This is a genomic window from Microcystis aeruginosa NIES-2549 (assembly GCF_000981785.2).
Taxonomy (GTDB): domain Bacteria; phylum Cyanobacteriota; class Cyanobacteriia; order Cyanobacteriales; family Microcystaceae; genus Microcystis; species Microcystis aeruginosa_C.
In genome coordinates, this window is the sequence record NZ_CP011304.1 from 3860175 (window position 1) to 3879945 (window position 19771).

Genomic DNA, 19771 nt, shown 5'->3' on the forward strand with positions numbered 1-19771 from the left:
TTTTTGGAGATTTGTTTTTGCCAGTCAATCAAGAAAATAGCTGTAGTTGTCAAAAATTATCAGACACCCCCCTTATCAAGGGGGGATTAAGGGGGGATCAAAGACAAAATCTATTTTCAATTTAATTATAACCACTTACTTAGCTGTAGTTGTCGATAGGTTATCTTGTTTCCCTTTTTCAATTCATAGTTAAGAATACATTGGCCCACATATCTAGCCAAATTAACAGGGACAGCATTGCCAATCATTTGTTCTAGATTAGATTTTGTTCCTGTAAAAATAAAGTCTTTAGGAAAAGTTTGAATATAGCTTCGCTCCCTCGTTGTTAGCGGTCTTAATTTTTCCTTGAGATGACAAGCATCACCGGGATGTTGTCGATAGGTTTTGGGAACTGGTCGATTTACTCCTCGAATAGTAGGGCTAGGTTCATAAATACTGAATATCGCCCTTCTTTGATAGCTTCTAGGATGTCTATAATAGTATTCTATATCTAATTCTTTGCCCATATAGTCAAATACAGTCAGAGGTTGACTTGATAAATTGTTATTGATTTCATCGATTAAAAAATCATCTTCTTCGTTCATTTTACCGATCAAAAAATATCTTTTTCTAGTTTGAGTAACTCCGCAGTAACAAGAATTAATAACTTTTCCAGTTAAACCATAACCATGTCTTTTAAAAACTTGTTTTGCCTGAGTGAGTATTTTACTTTTCTCAATTCTGTCCACATTTTCCATAACAAACCATTGGGGACTTACTCCAGTTACAATTTCAGCGAATGTGAGCGTTAGATTCGCTCGTCCTAAACCCTCGTCTCTCTTACCCGCACTGGAAAAGTCTTGACAAGGAGGGCTGCCGACAATAATCTCAGGATTATATTGAGCCAATATTTCTTGATTAGATTCTCTAGATAAATCGACATTAAATATCGGATGACTAAAGTTATTTCTATAGACATCTATAGCAGGTATCCAATTATCAAATGCGGCCACAATAGTAAACCCTGCTTTCTGAAAACCTAAAGATAAACCACCACAACCAGCGAATAAATCGATTGTGATCATTTTGCTCCCTCCCCTAAATTGACTCTCGAAAGCATAAAATAAATTATCGGAATTGGGAGCTAGACCGTATAACTCTTTTGTACTTAACTCAGCAGGTTGAACTTTTAAATTTTCATCGAGTTTCAGATATATATTTTTCATTCCTTTCCCATCCAAGTAAGCGCACAAAGAAGCTGGAAATGAGGAGTTAAATTGATTTTTAACCCATGTTTCTTTTTGGGTAAAATCCCGATTCGAGTGCTTCAATCCGAATAAACTAGGCTTAAATATTGCCGATTTTCCCATTACCTCAACCCGATCGCTGAAATTATCTCATCAATAATCTTAATAGCAATAAACGGCGCAATCATGCCTCCCACGCCGTAGATGAGGATATTGCGCCGCAATAGTTGGTCAGCAGTGAGCGGGCGAAATTGAACGCCTTTAAGTGCTAGGGGAATCAAAACGGGGATAATCAGGGCATTGTAGATCAGGGCCGAGACGATCGCCGATTGAGCGCTTTTCAAACCCATGATATTTAAAGCACCGATCCCGGCAGCGGCGAAAATCGTCGGGATAATGGCGAAATACTTAGCGATATCGTTAGCTACCGAAAACGTGGTCAGGGCGCCGCGGGTAATTAATAACTGTTTGCCGATGGTCACTAAATCGATCAGCTTGGTCGGGTCGGAATCGAGGTCCACCATATTGGCAGCCTCCTTCGCCGCTTGGGTTCCGGAGTTCATTGCCACACCGACATTAGCCTGGGCCAGTGCCGGTGCGTCGTTGGTTCCGTCTCCCGTCATGGCAACTAACTTGCCCTTGGCTTGCTCGCGACGGATCACCTCGATCTTATCTTCCGGGGTGGCCTCGGCGATAAAATCATCCACCCCCGCCTCCGCCGCGATCACCGCCGCCGTGATCTGGTTGTCGCCAGTGAGCATGATCGTTCTCACACCCATGCGCCGTAATTGGTCAAAACGCTCTTTTAATCCAGGTTTCACGATGTCTTTGAGATAAATAACCCCGTAGATATCGTTACCCCGACAGACGGCCAGGGGAGTCCCCCCCAAACGGGAAACCCTTTCCTGTGCCTGATCGAGGCTGGCGGGAACGGAACCCCCCCTAGAACGGACGAAACCTTTAATCGCTTCTACGGCCCCCTTGCGGTATTCCTCACCGTCCCTATCGGTGCCGCTCATGCGGGTACGAGCCGAGAATGGGACTCCCTCGCCGGGTTGACCATCGATATCGAGGTTTGCGCCCAAATTCCGGGCTAAGGCAACGATCGAGCGTCCTTCCGGGGTTTCGTCGAAAAGGCTGGCCGCTAGACAGACGCGGGCTAATTCCTCGAGGTTATGACCGTTGGCCGGGATAAATTCATCAGCCAGCCGGTTGCCGAGGGTGATTGTTCCCGTTTTGTCGAGAAGGAGGGTATTTACGTCACCGCAGGCTTCCACCGCACGCCCAGAGGTGGCGATGACGTTAAACTGAGCCACGCGATCCATGCCGGCGATACCGATCGCGCTCAATAAACCGCCGATCGTCGTGGGAATGAGGGCCACGAGAAGCGAGATCAAGATGGCGATACTGGAACCGGCCCGAAAAGTATCCGCGACCGCCGGACCGAGGCTCGTTTCCAGGAAACCGGCGATATAGTTCCCGATCGAGGGAATCGTGGCCACGACAATTAAAAAGACTTGGGTTAACACGGCCAGAAGTACCGTCAGCGCGATCTCGTTGGGGGTTTTCCTGCGCTCGGCCCCTTCCACAAGGGAGATCATGCGATCGATAAAACCCCGGCCGGGATCTTGAGTGATCCGCACTGTCAACTCGTCCGAGAGAAGCCGCGTACCACCGGTGACGGAACTGGCGATGTCAGTGCCGGGTTGTTTGAGGACGGAGGCCGATTCTCCAGTGATCGCCGATTCATCCACCGAACCGATTCCCTCGATCACTTCCCCGTCGGCGGGAATCACGTCCCCGGCCACCAGTTTCACCCGATCGCCCCGATGCAAGGCCGTGGAACTGACCGACTCGATCGATCCGTCGGCCAGGATTTTTCTGGCGATCGTGTCGCTGCGGGTCGATCGCAGGGCATCGGCCTGGGCTTTTCCCCGTCCCTCGGCGATCGCCTCGGCGAAGTTGGCGAACAGCACCGTGAAGAAGAGTATGAGGGTGATGATGCCGTTAAGTAGCCGTTGTTGTCCCCTATCACCGGCGATCGTGCCGAATAGATGCGGGTCGATCGTCACCAGGGCCGTGACGATTGTTCCCAACCAGACCACGAATAGGACCGGGTTACGCACGGCGATGCGCGGGTCGAGTTTGAGGAAGGACTGCCGGATCGCGCTTTGATAGAGACCGGTCCGGTTGACCTTGGGGGTGTGGTGGCGGTCGTCCCGGCGACCTCTCGGCACTCGCAACGGGCGGGGGGACTTAGAATTTCCTTTGTTCGTTCTCATAAATTATCTAAACTCCTAGCCGATCATCCTGGTGATTTGAAAGGCTTCCGCGATCGGCCCGAGGGCTAATATCGGCAAGAAAGTGAGCGCACCGAGAATTAAAATCACCCCCGCCGTTACGCCAGTAAAGAGTCCGGTATCGGTGCGGAGGGTTCCGGTGGTGGCGGGAACCGGTTGTTTGCGGGACATCCCATCGGCTAACAAGAGCAGGGCCGCGATCGGGATATACCGTCCGGCCAGTAAACTAAAGGAGGCGCTCAGATTCCACCAGAGAGCGGTCATCGTCGGTTTCGCCCCAGATGCGATCGCAAGCGGTGCGGGTTGGGAGTCCCCCAGTCCCTCGAATCCCGACCCGTTATTGGCGGCGGCGGAAGCGTACTCGTAGATAACTTGAGATAATCCGTGAAAGCCGGGGTTACTGATGCCCCGAAAGTCGGGAAAGGCAAGGGCGATCGCTCCGGGGATGAGGATGGCGATCGGGTGAACCAGCAGAATTAAAAAACTCGCTAACACCACTTCCCGCTTCTCGATTTTGCGCCCGAACAATTCGGGGGTTCTTCCCACCATTAGCCCGGTGACGAATACCGCCAGGATCAGATAGGCGAACAGGTAGGCGGTGCCGGTTCCCTGGCCGCCGAAGACGATTTGCAGGAACAGATTCGAGAGGGTGGCGAAGCCGCCGTTCGGCATCAAGGAATCGTGCATAGCGATCACCGCACCGCACATGGTGGCCGTGGTAGTCACTGCGTACAGGGCTGATTGCGCCCAACCGAAGCGCACTTCTTTCCCCTCGAAGTTAACCGCTCGATCGACCCCTAGCAGGGAGTTAACCGCCGGGTTGCCGTTATATTCTCCGATCGCTGTGATGATCGTAAAGCCGATGAAGATACCGAGGGGAATTAGATAGATTAATCGAGCCTGCTTGAGATTATCGGCGAAAACCCCGTAGGTATAGATCAGGGAGGTGGGAATCGAGAGAATAGCAACTAATTGCACCAGATTGACGAATCCGTTCGGGTTTTCCAAGGGGTGGGCCGAGTTGCTGGCAAAAAAGCCGCCGCCGTTTTCTCCCAATTCCTTAATAATCTCAAAGTGGGCCACTGGACCGCGGGCGATCGCCTGACTGAGGTTGGGGTTTTCTAGCGTCGGCAAGATCGCCGGGCCCGCGAGGGTTTCCGGGACTCCAGCGATGATCAGGGCAATTGCCCCCACGATCGAGATCGGTAAGAGGATACGGGTGATCGCTCGGATCAGATCCACATAAAAATTGCCCAACGGTCGCCCCGTCAGTCCCCGAATAAAGGCGATCCCCACCGCTAGACCGGTTCCGGCCGAGGTGAACATCTGGTAGCCGAGACCCCAGATCTGACTCGCGTAGCTGAGGGTGGTTTCCCCGGAATAATGCTGTTGGTCGCTGTTGGTGATAAAGGAAATCGTTGTATGTAGCGTGGTGTCCCAAGTGGGGGCGGGGATCCCCGTCGGGTTGAGGGGAAGGACTCCTTGGCCCGCAATCAGGGAAAAAACCAGAATTGCTATTACCGCGTTACTGTAGAGAACGGCGCGGAGGTACTGCCAGCCAGTCATATTCTCTTTCCCTTTCACCCCGACGAAGCTGTAAAGAAGACTCTCGGCTCGATCGCACAGTGGGTCGAGCAGGGTTCTCTGTTCCATGAAAACCCTCGCCATATACCGCCCGAAAAAGGGGGTGATTGCCACGATTATCAGGATCGTGAGCGCGATTTGAATCCATCCTTGCAACATGGTTCGATCAACTCCGAAAAAGACCAGTGGTCATTGAGCTTGTGGAAATGTGGCCGATCATGGACGGTGAGCTTGTCGAATCCGTCGATGATCGACCTGAAAAATCACGGGTTCGCTGTCTCGAAACCACTTGAGAAAACCAAGTTTGTCTAATCATTAGCGATCATTAACAAGTGGATGATCGAGGGATTATTATCGCCTCTGCTGGGATGATTATAGCGATTTCTTGCGCTTTGACAATCTATATTTTTTCTGTTCTTTATCCTGTCAGCTTTTACGCACTTATGCAGAAATACGGACAATCAGCCATTATCGGTGACTCTTGGGCTTTTAGGTCAGCAGTGGCTGAACAAACAGGAATAATTATCCAAACGCCATCGCAATTTATGCCTTTATTTAGAAAACGGGTTTCTTGAAGAAACCCGTTTTCTGTATATGGTAGTCTTGAAAAATTCGGGATTGTTCGCACAAAATAATTGGAACAATGGTCTCAATAATTTTCTCTATTAAGTGAACCAAACAGAGGAAAAATGTTCAGAACTAAGCTGTTAATAATTTAAATCGGCGGGCAGCTTACTAAACGTTTTTTCTCCCCCGATGGCTTTTTTGAGTCAGTCCCGATGAAAAAATTTTCACCCCCACAGATGAAAGAGGTTTCTTTCCCTACACCCCACACCCCACACCCCACACCCTACACCCTCTTTCCAGTCAGAGGGGGTAAGGATTGATGATATTCAATCCCCCCGGCTACGATCGAATTATCTTAATCTGTAAGGGGAAGTTGCCAAAAAGGAGACAATTGTGCGACGGGGAAGACATAAAATTTTTATCGGTATGGCCCCGGGGGTCGGGAAAACTTACAAGATGCTCGAGGAGGGGCATAGCCTCAGAAAGCAGGGAACCGACGTGGTGATTGGACTGCTTGAAACCCACGGACGGAAAGAGACCGCCGAAAAAGCCGAGGGATTGGAAATCCTACCGAGAAAAATCCTAGAAAAAGAGGGATTCACTCTCTCGGAAATGGATACGGAAGCGATTATCGCCCGCTCACCGCAGCTGTGTCTCATCGATGAATTGGCCCACACCAATGCACCCGGTTCGGAGCGAGAGAAACGTTTTCAGGACGTGGAGATAATTTTATCCCGGGGAATCGATGTTTACTCGACCGTGAATATCCAGCATATCGAGAGTTTAAACGATCTGGTTGCCCGAATCACTGGGGTGGTGGTGCGAGAGCGAATACCCGATCGAATTTTGGAGGAAGCTGATGAAGTGATTGTGGTAGATGTTACCGCCGAAACCCTAGAGGAAAGATTATTAGCGGGAAAAATCTACGCTCCCGAAAAGATCGAACAATCTTTAAATAATTTCTTTCAACGGCGCAATTTAATCGCCCTCCGGGAACTCGCCCTGCGGGAAGTGGCCGATACAGTAGAAGAAGAAGCGAGTAATTCGACATTTATCGGTCAATCCTGTCCCATTCACGAACGAGTATTAGTCTGTATTTCCACCTATCCCAACTCTTTACGATTATTACGTCGGGGAGCGCGGATAGCGGGGTATATGAACGCGGAATTTTTCGTGATTTTCGTCGATAAACCCGATCGCTTTCTCACCAAAGAGGAGGCTTTACATATCGAAACCTGCGAACGTTTATGTCGGGAATTCGAGGGGAAATTCTTAAGGATTAAAAGCTATCAGGTGGCCGCAGCGATCGCGGAAGTGGCCGAACGGGAACGGATCACCCAGATTGTGATCGGGGAGAGCCTTCAATCGCGCTGGAAGCATTTAATCAAAGGTTCTTTCACCCAAAAACTCATGCGCCTGATCTGGCAGAAAAATATCGATCTTCACATCATCGCCACCGATCCAAAAGTATCAATTAAAGACGCGCAAGCCAAGGGGATGAAAAGGTGACTACCGCTCCGCTATTTACCAACGAAGTGCTGGTGAAAGAATTTTCCTTTTACCAGCAACAGGTTTCAAGATTTTCAGTTCAACTGTTATTTAAATAAGTTTTAGGGGTATCATAAGACAAGAAGCTAATCAATAAGGTGGATATTTACCATGGCTAATTGTCCTAACTGTGGTTCTAATCATATTCAGTTACAACGAGAAACCAATGTTAATTGGGGAAGGGCGGCAGCAGGTTGGGCTTTATTTGGTGTGGTTGGTGGTGCGGTGGGTGCTGTCACTGGAGAAGATAGAAATGTTAACGCCTGTCTTGATTGTGGAACTACTTGGAGAGCGGCAGACTTATATAAAACTCTTGAAATTATCAAGCATTTAACTCAGGAAATACTTGATTTATCTTTAGCAAGAGATAGATTATATCTCAATGATTTTATGGTTGAAATTGGACCCTATCTTGATTCCATTTCAAAAGCAGAAGAAGAAGGGAACAAGATGATTAAAGAAGCAGAATCTAAAAAGGGTCAGGCAGCAGCATCAGGATGTGGCACTGGCTGTCTTATGTCTATATTTGTCGCTTGTGGTGGCGGTTTGGCGGTAACTGTCCCGATGAGTTTAATAGTTTTTACTGGAATTTTCATCTCGTTTTTATGTTTTTTAATTGGGGCTTCAATAGATGCAGCTAATAGTAAAGTTACCGAAGAAGAAATACAGGGCGCTATAAAAAAAGCAGAAAAAATCAAACAAGAAGCAGACATAGATTTTAACTACAGGATCAAGGATTTTATTGCTAGACATTCTATTAATTAAGAGCTTATTTATCAAGAAAATATTAAGTTAGACAATCCCTTATTTTTAGAGGAATAATCAAGAGAAAACTTTTCTTTTCTAGAATTGCCAATCGTAACCGGCGATCGAGCGAAAATAAACTGGTAAAATCTGAATAGAACTCGTGGCTTTTGCGATCGCTAATACCGCATCTACGGCAGTTATCTTAATGGTGAGGTACAAAGCTTTCGTTTTGGGGAGTGAGTCGTCAGTATTCGGGAGACAGGTTTTAGGTTTTGGGGGTTGGGGTTTTGGGGTTTTGGTATCTTAGTTCAATTTCCCCAGTTCCCCTCTCAAATCAGCAACGCCCTCTGGGATGATATTCTAGGAGTTAATCTTTAATGCAAATCCGTTGTCACTTAAGGGAGTTAACTCATGCAGGTAAATAATCTCGGCTTTATCGCTAGTATCCTATTCGTCCTAGTCCCCACCGTTTTCCTCTTGATTCTGTTTATCCAAACCAGAGAGGAAACCGAGGGTTAAATTAGGCCCGGAGAGACCAGTTATTTGGTCTCTCCTTAATTTTTTGGTGGCTCTAGGTAGTGTACTCGGCATTAATTTTGACGTAATCGTAACTAAGATCGCAACCCCAGGCCGTACCTGTTCCCGAACCGTTACCGATACAGATAGACATTAAAACGGTATCTTCTCGTAAATAAGCCCCGCTTGCTGCCGCTTTCAGGTAATTACTGGCACTAGCTCGATCGAACGCCAGAGGTTGACCATTTTCCATCATCACGAAGTCGCCTAACTTGATTTGCAGGTCTTCTTGATGGAAGACAACCCCGGCCCGGCCTGCCGCCGCCGCAATTCGTCCCCAGTTGGGATCTCGACCGAAAACCGCCGATTTTACTAAGGAAGAACCGGCAATGGTGCGAGCAATCTGACGAGCGGACTGATCATCGGCCGCCCCCGAAACCCGCACTTCTATTAAACAGGTGGCTCCTTCCCCATCCCGGGCGATCGCTTTAGCCAAGTATTGACAAACTTCCGTTAACATGGCCTCTAACTTTTGGGCATCCCGGCCCATTTCTGTGATCGCCGTGGTGCGCGATTGACCGTTAGCCAAGGCGATCAGACTGTCATTGGTACTGGTGTCCCCATCCACCGTAATCTGATTAAAACTTTTATTAGCCGCCCGACTTAACATATTTTGCCAGAGAACCGTCGATACTGCGGCATCACAGGTAATAAAGGAGAGCATCGTCGCCATATTCGGGTGAATCATCCCCGATCCCTTGGCAATTCCCCCAATTGTGACCGGACGACCATCGATAGTGGTTTGCAAGGCGATCGATTTGGGGACTAGATCCGTGGTCATAATCGCCCGGGCCGTGCTTTCGCCGCCATTTTCCGACAATAAACCCGCTAAGGTCGGTAAAGCGGCGGTTAACGCATCCATGCGAATCCGTTGCCCGATCACTCCCGTAGAAGCCAGCAAAATTGCATCGGCGGGAATCCCTAAAACTTGGCTCAAGGCGGCGGCACTATCGAGGGCATCTTGCCATCCGGCTTCCCCCGTGGCGGCGTTTGCTTGGCCGGCATTACACAAAATCGCCCTGGCGCTGGCTTTAGTTTGTAGGCGTTGACGGCAATAATCGACGCAAGCGGCCCGCACTTGACTGGTGGTAAAGACTCCTGCGGCGATCGCTTCTGTTTCCGAGACAATTAGGGCTAAATCGGGCAAACCGGACGGTTTTAGCCCCGCGGCCATCCCTGCGGATTTAAATCCTTTTGGGGCCGTGATCCCCCCCTCTATTTCCTGCCAATCGGCCATTTTCTCCCGTCTCCTACTCAAATTCGACACTCGATTATAGCAAGTAAAAAGCCAAAAATTAGCAAAGGGTTTGACCGTTTCGGGTTGGGAAGTGGGGAAAAAAGGCCGACGGCTGATAATTCCTGGCTGCAAATTAGCCTAAAATACGATTAATTGGCCAGAATTTTGGAGAGATAGTTTATGGAACGCGGGTTATTGTGGACACCTTTATTAATTCTATTTATTTGGTTGGCTTGGAGTGGTTGGAATGAATACCAAAAAGTGGAAATCTATCGACAATGGGCGGAAAACTTCGATCGAGCTAAGTATGATATATATTCTGTCTTAGGTCAAAAAGATAAAATTATCACTTGGGGAAAGCCAACTCGTAAGGGAGTGATTAATTTACAAACTTTTTCCCTAGAGGAGGTAAAAGAAATCCGTCTGTTAGTTAATAATCAAGTGGTGGATTTAGATGCTCTTCCCCCGCAGGGTTCTCCTTTTCTAGAATTTATCTTTAAGGAGCGATCACCTGAAAAAATTCCCTTTACTGAAGTTGAATTGGCTAGTCGGTGGGCGAAATTTTTACAACAACAAATCTTAATTTGATTGCGATAATTTCTACCGCAATCTCCCTGATCGCAGGATACCGACAACTAACCATAAACCGATTAAACTAGCTGTAGCAAATAATACGGTACTAATAATAGTTAATTGCCGAGATTGGGCACTGGCTGTGACAATGGCAGCCCCGATAATTAAGGAACCAATAATCACACTAAAAGCTAGTCGATTGGCGGAATTATCTAAACTGCGACGGAGATTATCTAAGTCGCGAATTTTCAGATTAACATTTAAAGTTTCGGAGGTTAAACCATCTAGTAAAACTTCAATTTGACGGGGATATTTCAGGGAAAAAGATTTCAAGTCTAAAACTGTTCTTAGGGCAGTTTGTAGGGGAGTGCTACCGATTAACTGTTGTTCAAGAATATTAGTTAATAGCGGTTTGACTTCTTCTAGGATATTAATATCAGGATTAAATTTTCGGGCAGTTCCTTCTAGATTAGCGAGACTTTTGGCAAATAAACCTAAATTACCCGGAAGTTTAATTCTATTGCGACGGGCAATTTGCAAAAGTTCATAAACCACCTGACTAAAGTTAATTTGATTTAAATTGAGGTTATAATATTTTCGCAGCATCCGCTCATAATCCACCTCTAATTGTACTAAGGTAATCGGGACTACTGACTCGGATAATTTAATAGTTAGTTGACTGCATCTTTTCGCATCTAAGTCAACAATTGCCAATAACAATTCTGTTAAGATTTGTTGAGTTTGTGGGTCTAATCTGCCCACCATACCACAGTCAATTAAAGCTACTCTACCATCGTCAAGATAGAAAATATTACCCGGGTGAGGATCGGCATGAAAGAAGCCATCAATATAAATTTGTTGAAAAAATGACCGAAACAAAATCCTAGTTATTTCGCTTTTTCTTTGGGAAATTGTTTGCTCGGTTTCTGGTCTAGAAACATCGGCATCTAAAATTTGTTTTCCTTCTAACCATTCTAACACTAATAGCTTGGAATTAGTTAAGTCCCAATAAATTTTAGGAATAACTAACTGTTTGGGTTCTGACCACCGACTCTGGGTTAAATTATAGCGTAATTGGTCAGTATAATGACCTTCTTGGGTGAAATCTAATTCCGCATTGACTGCTTTAATAAACTCCTCTGCTAAGTTAACAACGTCATAACTTTGACCAAATTCTGTGAGGGCAACTAAATCAGCAATTACCTTAATTAAGGCACTATCTTGGGCGACAATTTTTTCGATCCCCGGACGCAAGACTTTAATCGCTACTTCCTCCCCAGATAATAAAGTTGCCCGATGAATTTGCCCGATCGATCCTGCGGCGATCGGTTGGGGATTAATATACTTAAATACCTGTTTAATCGGTTTTGCTAACTGTTCGGTGATGACTATTTCTATATCCGTCCAAGCAACGGGAGGAACTTGCGCTTGTAGAGCAGTTAAAGCCTCGATATAATTAGCAGGTAGCAGATCGGGACGGGTACTAAGTAACTGTCCCAATTTGACATAAAAAGGCCCCAATTCCACGAGAATTTTTTTGAGAACTTCTGGGGTGGGAATCTGGGGATTTTCTGTTTTTCCTAGGGTTAAAACCCCGCGCATATAGTCCCAACCGTTGCCGAGAACTATCTCAAGGATTTCTTTTTGTCTTTGACTGGTTTGGGGGAGTGAGAACACGGTATTATCAGTTATCAGTTATCAGTTATCAGTTATCAGTGATCAGTTATCAGTTATCAGTTATTAGTTATTAGTTATCAGTGGGGAAGTTAGGTACTTATCGATGGCTGCATCCCACATTTGCAGAAATACCGATAATCAGCAATTATCAGTGACTCTTAAATTATTACAGATATATCAGCAGCTGCGTGTAAGCATCCCACAAAAAAACTAATGCGCAGGGGGTTCGGGGGAGGCGCTTCGTCCCCCGACGGGGGGTTTGGGGGGTAGAACCCCCCAAAAGCTTGGATTGAGCGATAAAACCGAAAGTAACGCCCGATTTTAGTAGAGAGTTTCCCTTAAAAAATCCCAACTTAGTAGATTTACAAAAATGAGATGTACCCCTTTCAGTTATCAGTTATCAGTTATCAGTTATCAGTTATCAGTTATTAGTTATTAGTTATCAGTGGGGAAGTTAGGTACTTATCGATGGCTGCATCCCACATTTGCAGAAATACCGATAATCAGCAATTATCAGTGACTCTTAAATTATTACAGATATATCAGCAGCTGCGTGTAAGCATCCCACAAAAAAACTAATGCGCAGGGGGTTCGGGGGAGGCGCTTCGTCCCCCGACGGGGGGTTTGGGGGGTAGAACCCCCCAAAAGCTTGGATTGAGCGATAAAACCGAAAGTAACGCCCGATTTTAGTAGAGAGTTTCCCTTAAAAAATCCCAACTTAGTAGATTTACAAAAATGAGATGTACCCCTTTCAGTTATCAGTTATCAGTTATCAGTTATCAGTTATTAGTTATTAGTTATTAGTTATCAGTGGGGAAGTTAGGTACTTATCGATGGCTGCATCCCACATTTGCAGAAATACCGATAATCAGCAATTATCAGTGACTCTTAAATTATTACAGATATATCAGCAGCTGCGTGTAAGCATCCCACAAAAAAACTAATGCGCAGGGGGTTCGGGGGAGGCGCTTCGTCCCCCGACGGGGGGTTTGGGGGGTAGAACCCCCCAAAAGCTTGGATTGAGCGATAAAACCGAAAGTAACGCCCGATTTTAGTAGAGAGTTTCCCTTAAAAAATCCCAACTTAGTAGATTTACAAAAATGAGATGTACCCCTTTCAGTTATCAGTTATCAGTTATCAGTTATCAGTTATTAGTTATTAGTTATTAGTTATCAGTGGGGAAGTTAGGTACTTATCGATGGCTGCATCCCACATTTGCAGAAATACCGATAATCAGCAATTATCAGTGACTCTTAAATTATTACAGATATATCAGCAGCTGCGTGTAAGCATCCCACAAAAAAACTAATGCGCAGGGGGTTCGGGGGAGGCGCTTCGTCCCCCGACGGGGGGTTTGGGGGGTAGAACCCCCCAAAAGCTTGGATTGAGCGATAAAACCGAAAGTAACGCCCGATTTTAGTAGAGAGTTTCCCTTAAAAAATCCCAACTTAGTAGATTTACAAAAATGAGATGTACCCCTTTCAGTTATCAGTTATCAGTTATCAGTTATCAGTTATCAGTGGGGAAGTTATCAGTGATCAGATTTGAGTTTTAAGTTAGCAGTATTAAATAGAGGTTTCCTACTGTCTTTTCACTGATTACTGTTTACTGATCACTGATTACTGAAAAAGCTGGTAACTAATATCAATCCTATAACAATTTCTCTAATTTGGGAGCGGTTTGTAATTGCTTGAGAACTTGTTTAATATCTTGGGTACGATCTTTGTGGACAACGAGAGTTGCTTTACCGTCGCGAACAATTACCAGATCTTTTAAACCAATAGTAACGATCACTTCCTCCTCATCACTAGCATAGATAATAGAGCCTTCCGTATCCAAACCGACATGATTGGCCAGTTCAATATTTTTGCCCTTTGCTTCTAGTAATCTTTCCAGAGAATTCCAATCTCCCAGATCATCCCAACCAAAATTAGCGGGTAAAACGTAAGCGAGTTGGGTTTTTTCCATCAAAGCATAATCGATACTTTTTTTCTCTAAATCCTCATAGGCAGCGATGCCCCGATCGATCAGAGGCTGTAAAATATTATTAGCGTGGGTTTTTAGCTCCTCTAAAACCACTTGTCCCTGAAAGATAAACATTCCGCTATTCCAGCTAAAAAGTCCCGTTTCTAGGAAATTTTCGGCCGTGGTGCGATCGGGTTTTTCCGTAAAACGACTCACTTTATAGACGGGTAAACCATTAAATTCGCCCTGATTTTCTCCCTGTTCGATATAACCGTAACCGGTGGAGGGATAATCGGGTTTAATCCCTAAAGTAACGATCGCTTTTTGGCTGACGGCCACTTCTACGGCCGCTTTTAAAGTGTTAATATAAGCCTCTTGATTACCAATATAATGATCGGCAGGAAAAAAACCGATCGCCACTTCCTTACCATAACGTTTTATCACTTCTAAGGTGGCCCAAGTCACAGCCGGGGCCGTATCCTTGCCCACCGGTTCCACTAATAGGTTACTCTCCGGTAAATCGGGCAGTTGTTCGCGGACACCATCAGCGATCGCACTAGCGGTAATTACCCAGAGATTTTCCCAACCTGCCCCTAAAGATAATAGACGATCGGCTGTTGCTTGTAAAAGACTGCGACCACTACCATCAAGACAGAGAAACTGTTTCGGACGCGCTAGACGACTGAGAGGCCAAAAACGTTCCCCTTTACCACCGGCGAGAATGACTGGAACAAGCGACTGATTCATAAAAATTGACACTTATCGGTTAAGTTGAACCGATTGTATCAGACGGCAGCGATCGGTGAGCATTTTCCTGACTCAAAGCTAAAAAGCGGGCAAATAACCCGCTTTTTAGCAAAAATAACCGAAATATTGCGATTAGAAATTCATTTCGGCCGCTTGTACTGTTTCCACTTGTTTTTTCTTAATAACTAAGAGGATTTGGCAGAGCATAATACCACCGAGGAATAAAACCAATCCTTTGATCCGGCCGGGATTTTGTAGGACAACTTCCGTCTCTTTTTGACCAAAACCGCCGACATTGGGGTTACTGGTTAAAAATTGTCCCACTTCGATGGCCTGACCTTCCGAGACGATTAACTCAGGACCTGCGGGAATATTTTCCACCACGGGGCCAGCTTCAGAAGTGATGGTGACTTCATAACCACCGGCTTCGGTTTTGCTGATCTGGCTAATTGTACCTGCGGTAGAAGCTTTGAAAGCGTTATTATTGCTCGGTTCACCGGTGGGGTACACTTGACCGCGACCGCGATTGGCCCCTAAATGCACAGCATATTTACCGAAGTGAATAGCTTTATTTTGGCTAGGATCGGGGGCCAGGACGGGGAAAACGATTTCTTTGTATTGATCCCCGGGTAAGGGGCCGACGATAACCACGTTATCTTGACCTTCTTTGTAGGATTGGAAATAGACTCCACCGAGTTTTTCCTGCATTTCTTCGGGAATGCGATCGGGTGGCGCGATTTTAAAACCATCCGGTAGCATTAAGACTGCACCGACGTTTAAACCCCCCTTCGATCCGTCTCCTAACACCTGTTGACTGGCGGGATCGTAGGGGATTTTTACCACTGCTTCAAAGACGCTATCGGGTAATACCGAGTGGGGGATTTCAATTTCGGCGGGTTTTTGGGCTAAATGGCAGTTCGCGCAGACAATCCGACCGGTTGCTTCTCTGGGGGTTTCCGGGGCGGTTTGTTGCGCCCAAAAAGGATATGCTTGGGCAGATTGGGGGTTAATGACATCGCTGGTTAGGAGTAGGGAAACGGTAGCGATCGCCACGAGGACAGCTTTCACTAGGGCCTGTCTGTGGACTTGCGGGAAGCTTAAAAAGTTGAATGTTCTCATCTCTATCGGTTGAATAATTCCAAATCTCGTCACATTGAATAATCTAGGACCACCAGGGTTCTTCACCGGTGCGGAAGTCGGTTTCCGTCCAAGTGGAGAAGACGACTTTATCATTATCGGTGACGTTGGCATGGGCGAGGGCTAAGGATAGAGGCGCTGGACCGCGAACTACTTTTCCTTCGGCATTGTACTGGGAACCGTGGCAAGGACACATGAATTTTTCTTCGCTGGCATTCCAAGGCACCACACAACCTAAGTGGGTACAGACGGCGTTAATTCCGTAGTTGGCCAGGGTTTTGTCCTCTTGGACGACTAAATAGGTGGGGTCGCCTTTTAAGCCTTGGGCTAAGGTGCGATCGCCAGCGTTATGGCTGGTCAGAAATTGACTGACAATCACATCATTGCCTAGGGCATCTTTAGCGGTGACACCGCCCCCCGTACCACCGGCCGAGGGGGGAATAAAATACTTGACAATCGGATACAAAGCACCCGCCGCTACTCCGGTAATTGTACCAAAGGTCAACAGGTTCATAAATTGACGACGACCCAAATCGGGAACATCTGTACCGGAAACTTGACTCATTGCTCCTTATCTCCAAATGTAAATTTTTGTAAACTAATTCTCATCTAAGGGCGATTTTGTGCATCTCGATCAAGACGAAAACCCAGAGCTTAAAGAAGGTTTACAAGGGCTGTATTAGATTATTACAGATATTGAGTCACGGACAATTGCCACAGCAAAGCTGCGTCAAATGCGATCGCTGTTTTCTCGCTTTTGCCGAGATGAGAAACCGCAAACATCGAAAGAATCTTAAAAAATTTGATCCAATGGAAAAGTTAAGTCTCCATATACCTTTAACGTGGATACAGGGAAATATTGAGGGAGCAAGAGAATTATGGATAGAGACGGTTTATCATAGTGGCAAAAAAGCAATTCCTTTACCTTCTCAAAGTTGACATCCTCACCGCCGTAAACGGACGGTGATTCCTTACCACGCCGCCTTTTTAGAATGGTCGCTGAATGGGGATAACTTTCCCCGATCTGCAAGCCGGAGGAGACAAAACTGGTTTATGCTAGAAAGGGTTACTCTTAACGTAACTTTACAAAGTCATCGATCGCCCACATTTATGGATTGCATCATCAATCGTCGAGCGCGGTTTTCAGCCAGCCATCGCTATTATCTACCAGAATGGGACGAAGCCGAAAATCAAAGACTTTTTGGTCTTGGTAGCCGTTTTCCCGGTCATGGTCACAATTACGAATTATACGTCTCCCTATACAAAGAACTCAATCTTTATGGCATGGTGGAGAATCTCTCCACCGTTAAACAGGTAATTAAACAAGAGGTAACCAGTCAATTAGACTACTCCTATCTCAATCAAGTCTGGCCGGAATTTCAGCAAACCCTACCCACCACAGAAAATATCGCTAGAGTTATCTGGCAAAGATTAGCACCCTATTTACCATTGGTCAAAATTCAACTATTTGAACACCCCGAATTGTGGGCAGAATATCAAGGAAAAGATATGGAAGCAACTTTAACCATCAAAACCCATTTTAGCGCCGCCCATCGTTTGGCTTTACCGCAATTAACCCTCGAACAAAACTCGGAAATCTACGGCAAATGCGCCAGGGTAAACGGTCATGGCCATAATTATCACCTAGAAGTATCCGTGGCGGGAGAAATCGATCCCCGCACCGGTATGATTGTAGATCTAGGGGATTTACAAAAAGCGATCGATGAATTGGTAGTGGAACCCTTCGATCATGCTTTTTTAAATAAGGATATTCCCTACTTTGCCGAAGTGGTTCCCACCGCCGAAAATATTGCCTTATATATCGCTCAACTATTGGAGGAACGGATCCGCCAATTAGGAGCCGAATTAGATAAAGTTAAACTGATTGAAAGTCCCAATAATTCTGCGGAAATCCACTGTCGTGGTTCGGTTCAAGCTCCCCGACAACTTCTAGAAAAAACCCTGACAGCCGTTTAATTGCCTGTTGGTGAAGGTGATTAGGGTGAGCATGGCTCACCCTGATAGATTTAATTAAACCCTAGTTAAACACTTCTCGCCATCCTCGCTTTCCTTTGCTTTGGCGTAAGGGAGAAGCTAAATCGACAATTTTCTCAAGCAGTTTCGGGGCCAATTTTTGGCACCAAAGAGCTAGATGACTTTGCCAACCGACGACAATTTCCGTTTTTTCCCTATTTAAGCCGGTAATTAGAGTTTGGGCGACTTCTTCGGCGCTCATTGGTTTTAACCATCGAAATAACTGCAATTCTCGCACCATATCCGTATCGGTTAAAGAGGGTAAGAGGGTGACAACTTTGATGTTATGTTCCCGTAATTCCGACCTGAGAGCTTGACTAAAACCCAAAATGGCAAATTTGGTGGCCGAGTAGGTAGAGAAGCTAGGAGCGGCAATTTTACCCATCATGCTGGAAACATTGACAATGGTTCCCTGTCCCCGAATTGCCATCCGGCGGGCAATTAAGCGAGTAACCGTGTACATGGCCATCAGATTTAAAGATATTTCTGCTTGCACTTGCGAAAATTGCGAGCGTAGAAAGGGGGTTTGATGGGCAATACCGGCACAGTTAACGAGGATATCGATGCCGAGGCATTCTTGCCAAACACGGATAATTGAAGCACTAACAAGGTCATTTTCGGTTAAATCTAGGGCTAAAGGTGTGGCAATGACCCCTAGTGACTCAATTTCTTTCGCTAGTTTTTCTAATCGCTCTTGATCTCTGGCGACAATCACAATTCTGCTTAAACCTTGTCGGGCTAATTCTAAGGCGATCGCTCGTCCAATGCCCCGGGATGCCCCCGTGACTAGGGCTGTTTTTCCCTGTAATTTCATGATCAAACTCCTGTTTTAAGCAACAGTACAGAAATTTATTGGTTTTGCTTCTAAAATCTTTGATTTGTGCATCTATACCCTACATAAGTAGTGAAGCAATCGAGGGATAGATGGATAGGTTAGGGTGCATGGGATTTTTCCTCCTTCAAAGCGCACTCTTGAACCCACGGTAACAGTTGTCTTTACAAACAGCAATCTTTTTTAACACTTTTCTGGAAAATCACTCGATCGGATGAACGCTCAGGGTGATCCTCAATCCTATGGAAGGGGAGAGGGGAGAGGGGAGAGGTAGGGTTGATTCATGAATCAACCCTACTATGAATCAACCCTAGGGCAGAGGGGCAGCAGAAAAAAAAATTGTGGTCCCCCTATCGTTCATCTCAATTTAGGTGTTCAATCTCGGTAATAATCGGTAAAATCACCGTGATCTTTGTGCCTTTTCTTTCCTCACTTTCCAGGTGAATTTGTCCTTTGTGCGCTTCCACACAGCGTCCGACAATGGCTAATCCTAATCCCGTTCCTTGAATATTATCGACATTACTACCGCGATAAAAAGGTTTAAATAAATTTTCTTTATCTTTGCTGGGAATACCAATTCCTCGATCGATAATTTTAAAGACTACCTGCTCGGATTCGACAATAATCTTAAATTCTATGGGGTTGCCTTAGGGTGAATATTTTAGAGCATTTCCTAGTAAATTTGTCAAGATATGTTTAATTAAATTAATATCCCAAAGTCCTTTTTCTAAGCTGCCCTCAACTTGGAAAATAATTGCTGATTGCGGCTCCAGCTTAACAATAAAATATTCTACCAATTTTTGACAATAATCGAGCAAATCCACCAGATCAAATTGACAGTATAATCTACCAGAATCGGCCTAGCCAATTAATAACACTTCTGTGAGCAATTGATCCAGGTCTTTAATGGCCGATCGAATCATGCGAAAATAGCTAGGGTTTGCTGAATAACTGTGAAATACTTATGATATAAGGATTACAGCCAGATTAAATTCCCAAAAAGTCAAGAAAAAGGGACAGA

At 45.7% G+C, this 19771-nt stretch carries 16 protein-coding genes and 2 pseudogenes; 7 read left to right on the forward strand and 11 right to left on the reverse strand.

Translation table 11 applies throughout. From position 1 onward, the window contains the following. Positions 1 to 125: 125 nt before the first annotated feature. Genes myaer_RS18960 through kdpA form a run of 3 tightly spaced genes read right to left on the reverse strand, consistent with a single transcriptional unit; the run spans position 126 to position 5269 of the window. A complete protein-coding gene (locus myaer_RS18960) occupies positions 126 to 1349 on the reverse strand; it encodes a DNA cytosine methyltransferase (protein WP_149039040.1) in 1224 nt (407 codons plus the stop codon). Next, the gene (gene kdpB / locus myaer_RS18965) at positions 1349 to 3508 is read right to left on the reverse strand and encodes a potassium-transporting ATPase subunit KdpB (protein ID WP_046663225.1); all 2160 of its coding nucleotides are present in this window, start codon (positions 3506 to 3508) and stop codon (positions 1349 to 1351) included. The genes myaer_RS18960 and kdpB overlap by 1 nt, the downstream gene beginning before the upstream one ends. A gap of 15 nt (positions 3509 to 3523) precedes the next feature. Beyond that, complete coding sequence (gene kdpA, locus myaer_RS18970; protein ID WP_046663226.1) at positions 3524 to 5269, reverse strand: potassium-transporting ATPase subunit KdpA; 1746 nt, start codon at positions 5267 to 5269, stop codon at positions 3524 to 3526. Positions 5270 to 5442: 173 nt separating this feature from the next. Between kdpA and myaer_RS21250 the strand changes: the two genes are divergently transcribed. The 3 genes from myaer_RS21250 (at position 5443) to myaer_RS18980 (ending at position 7990) form a co-directional block, all read left to right on the forward strand. After that, positions 5443 to 5685 carry a hypothetical protein gene (locus myaer_RS21250; protein ID WP_149039041.1) on the forward strand — a complete coding sequence of 81 codons (243 nt, stop codon included), beginning with the start codon at positions 5443 to 5445 and terminating at the stop codon, positions 5683 to 5685. Between the two features lie 385 nt (positions 5686 to 6070). Beyond that, positions 6071 to 7186: a universal stress protein gene (locus myaer_RS18975; RefSeq protein WP_046663227.1), complete on the forward strand. Its 1116-nt coding sequence runs from the start codon at positions 6071 to 6073 to the stop codon at positions 7184 to 7186. 150 nt (positions 7187 to 7336) lie between these two features. Then, positions 7337 to 7990, forward strand: coding sequence for a hypothetical protein (locus myaer_RS18980; protein ID WP_046663228.1), 654 nt, complete (start codon positions 7337 to 7339; stop codon positions 7988 to 7990). 78 nt (positions 7991 to 8068) lie between these two features. Here the strand turns inward: myaer_RS18980 and myaer_RS22390 are convergent, their stop codons facing one another. Then, on the reverse strand, positions 8069 to 8191 hold the full coding sequence (locus myaer_RS22390) for a hypothetical protein (protein WP_268807289.1): 123 nt from the start codon (positions 8189 to 8191) through the stop codon (positions 8069 to 8071). 192 nt (positions 8192 to 8383) lie between these two features. Between myaer_RS22390 and psbM the strand changes: the two genes are divergently transcribed. Further along, entirely contained in the window at positions 8384 to 8491 is a 108-nt protein-coding gene (gene psbM, locus myaer_RS18985; protein ID WP_002745897.1) for a photosystem II reaction center protein PsbM, read from the forward strand. 52 nt (positions 8492 to 8543) lie between these two features. Here psbM and argJ read toward each other — a convergent pair whose 3' ends face one another. Next, positions 8544 to 9785 (reverse strand): bifunctional ornithine acetyltransferase/N-acetylglutamate synthase, encoded by a 1242-nt coding sequence (gene argJ, locus myaer_RS18990; protein ID WP_002759624.1) that lies wholly within the window; start codon positions 9783 to 9785, stop codon positions 8544 to 8546. A 180-nt stretch (positions 9786 to 9965) separates the two neighbouring features. Between argJ and myaer_RS18995 the strand changes: the two genes are divergently transcribed. Continuing rightward, positions 9966 to 10373, forward strand: a complete 408-nt coding sequence (locus myaer_RS18995; RefSeq protein WP_024969066.1) for a hypothetical protein — start codon at positions 9966 to 9968, stop codon at positions 10371 to 10373. Positions 10374 to 10385: 12 nt separating this feature from the next. Here myaer_RS18995 and myaer_RS19000 read toward each other — a convergent pair whose 3' ends face one another. From myaer_RS19000 to petC, 4 genes are all read right to left on the reverse strand, one after another. Next, on the reverse strand, positions 10386 to 12035 hold the full coding sequence (locus myaer_RS19000) for an ABC1 kinase family protein (RefSeq protein WP_046663229.1): 1650 nt from the start codon (positions 12033 to 12035) through the stop codon (positions 10386 to 10388). 1650 nt (positions 12036 to 13685) lie between these two features. After that, complete coding sequence (locus myaer_RS19025) at positions 13686 to 14747, reverse strand: mannose-1-phosphate guanylyltransferase (protein ID WP_046663230.1); 1062 nt, start codon at positions 14745 to 14747, stop codon at positions 13686 to 13688. Positions 14748 to 14879: 132 nt separating this feature from the next. Continuing rightward, the gene (gene petA / locus myaer_RS19030) at positions 14880 to 15866 is read right to left on the reverse strand and encodes a cytochrome f (protein ID WP_046663231.1); all 987 of its coding nucleotides are present in this window, start codon (positions 15864 to 15866) and stop codon (positions 14880 to 14882) included. A gap of 43 nt (positions 15867 to 15909) precedes the next feature. Then, the gene (gene petC / locus myaer_RS19035) at positions 15910 to 16449 is read right to left on the reverse strand and encodes a cytochrome b6-f complex iron-sulfur subunit (RefSeq protein ID WP_002781457.1); all 540 of its coding nucleotides are present in this window, start codon (positions 16447 to 16449) and stop codon (positions 15910 to 15912) included. A 290-nt stretch (positions 16450 to 16739) separates the two neighbouring features. On the opposite strand from petC, the pseudogene myaer_RS22395 reads away from it, so the two are divergent. Together myaer_RS22395 and myaer_RS19040 are read left to right on the forward strand one after the other, a co-directional pair. Continuing rightward, positions 16740 to 16823, forward strand: a pseudogene (locus tag myaer_RS22395) (type II toxin-antitoxin system HicB family antitoxin); the annotation flags it as partial. 171 nt (positions 16824 to 16994) lie between these two features. After that, on the forward strand, positions 16995 to 17861 hold the full coding sequence (locus myaer_RS19040) for a 6-pyruvoyl trahydropterin synthase family protein (RefSeq protein ID WP_046663855.1): 867 nt from the start codon (positions 16995 to 16997) through the stop codon (positions 17859 to 17861). A gap of 61 nt (positions 17862 to 17922) precedes the next feature. On the opposite strand, the gene myaer_RS19045 is transcribed toward myaer_RS19040, so the two are convergent. Both myaer_RS19045 and myaer_RS19050 read right to left on the reverse strand, forming a co-directional pair. Beyond that, the gene (locus myaer_RS19045) at positions 17923 to 18732 is read right to left on the reverse strand and encodes an SDR family NAD(P)-dependent oxidoreductase (protein ID WP_046663232.1); all 810 of its coding nucleotides are present in this window, start codon (positions 18730 to 18732) and stop codon (positions 17923 to 17925) included. A 380-nt stretch (positions 18733 to 19112) separates the two neighbouring features. After that, positions 19113 to 19685 (reverse strand): annotated as a pseudogene (locus tag myaer_RS19050) (sensor histidine kinase); the annotation flags it as partial. Positions 19686 to 19771: the final 86 nt, after the last annotated feature.

What these genes read in the sequence shown, in the direction of transcription:
- kdpB (WP_046663225.1), bottom strand. Translation starts at nt 3,508, where the DNA reads ATGAGAACGAACAAAGGAAATTCTAAGTCCCCCCGCCCGTTGCGAGTG.
- argJ (WP_002759624.1), bottom strand. Translation starts at nt 9,785, where the DNA reads ATGGCCGATTGGCAGGAAATAGAGGGGGGGATCACGGCCCCAAAAGGA.
- psbM (WP_002745897.1), top strand. Translation starts at nt 8,384, where the DNA reads ATGCAGGTAAATAATCTCGGCTTTATCGCTAGTATCCTATTCGTCCTA.
- petA (WP_046663231.1), bottom strand. Translation starts at nt 15,866, where the DNA reads ATGAGAACATTCAACTTTTTAAGCTTCCCGCAAGTCCACAGACAGGCC.
- kdpA (WP_046663226.1), bottom strand. Translation starts at nt 5,269, where the DNA reads ATGTTGCAAGGATGGATTCAAATCGCGCTCACGATCCTGATAATCGTG.
- myaer_RS19045 (WP_046663232.1), bottom strand. Translation starts at nt 18,732, where the DNA reads ATGAAATTACAGGGAAAAACAGCCCTAGTCACGGGGGCATCCCGGGGC.
- myaer_RS18960 (WP_149039040.1), bottom strand. Translation starts at nt 1,349, where the DNA reads ATGGGAAAATCGGCAATATTTAAGCCTAGTTTATTCGGATTGAAGCAC.
- petC (WP_002781457.1), bottom strand. Translation starts at nt 16,449, where the DNA reads ATGAGTCAAGTTTCCGGTACAGATGTTCCCGATTTGGGTCGTCGTCAA.
- myaer_RS19025 (WP_046663230.1), bottom strand. Translation starts at nt 14,747, where the DNA reads ATGAATCAGTCGCTTGTTCCAGTCATTCTCGCCGGTGGTAAAGGGGAA.
- myaer_RS18980 (WP_046663228.1), top strand. Translation starts at nt 7,337, where the DNA reads ATGGCTAATTGTCCTAACTGTGGTTCTAATCATATTCAGTTACAACGA.
- myaer_RS18995 (WP_024969066.1), top strand. Translation starts at nt 9,966, where the DNA reads ATGGAACGCGGGTTATTGTGGACACCTTTATTAATTCTATTTATTTGG.
- myaer_RS19040 (WP_046663855.1), top strand. Translation starts at nt 16,995, where the DNA reads ATGGATTGCATCATCAATCGTCGAGCGCGGTTTTCAGCCAGCCATCGC.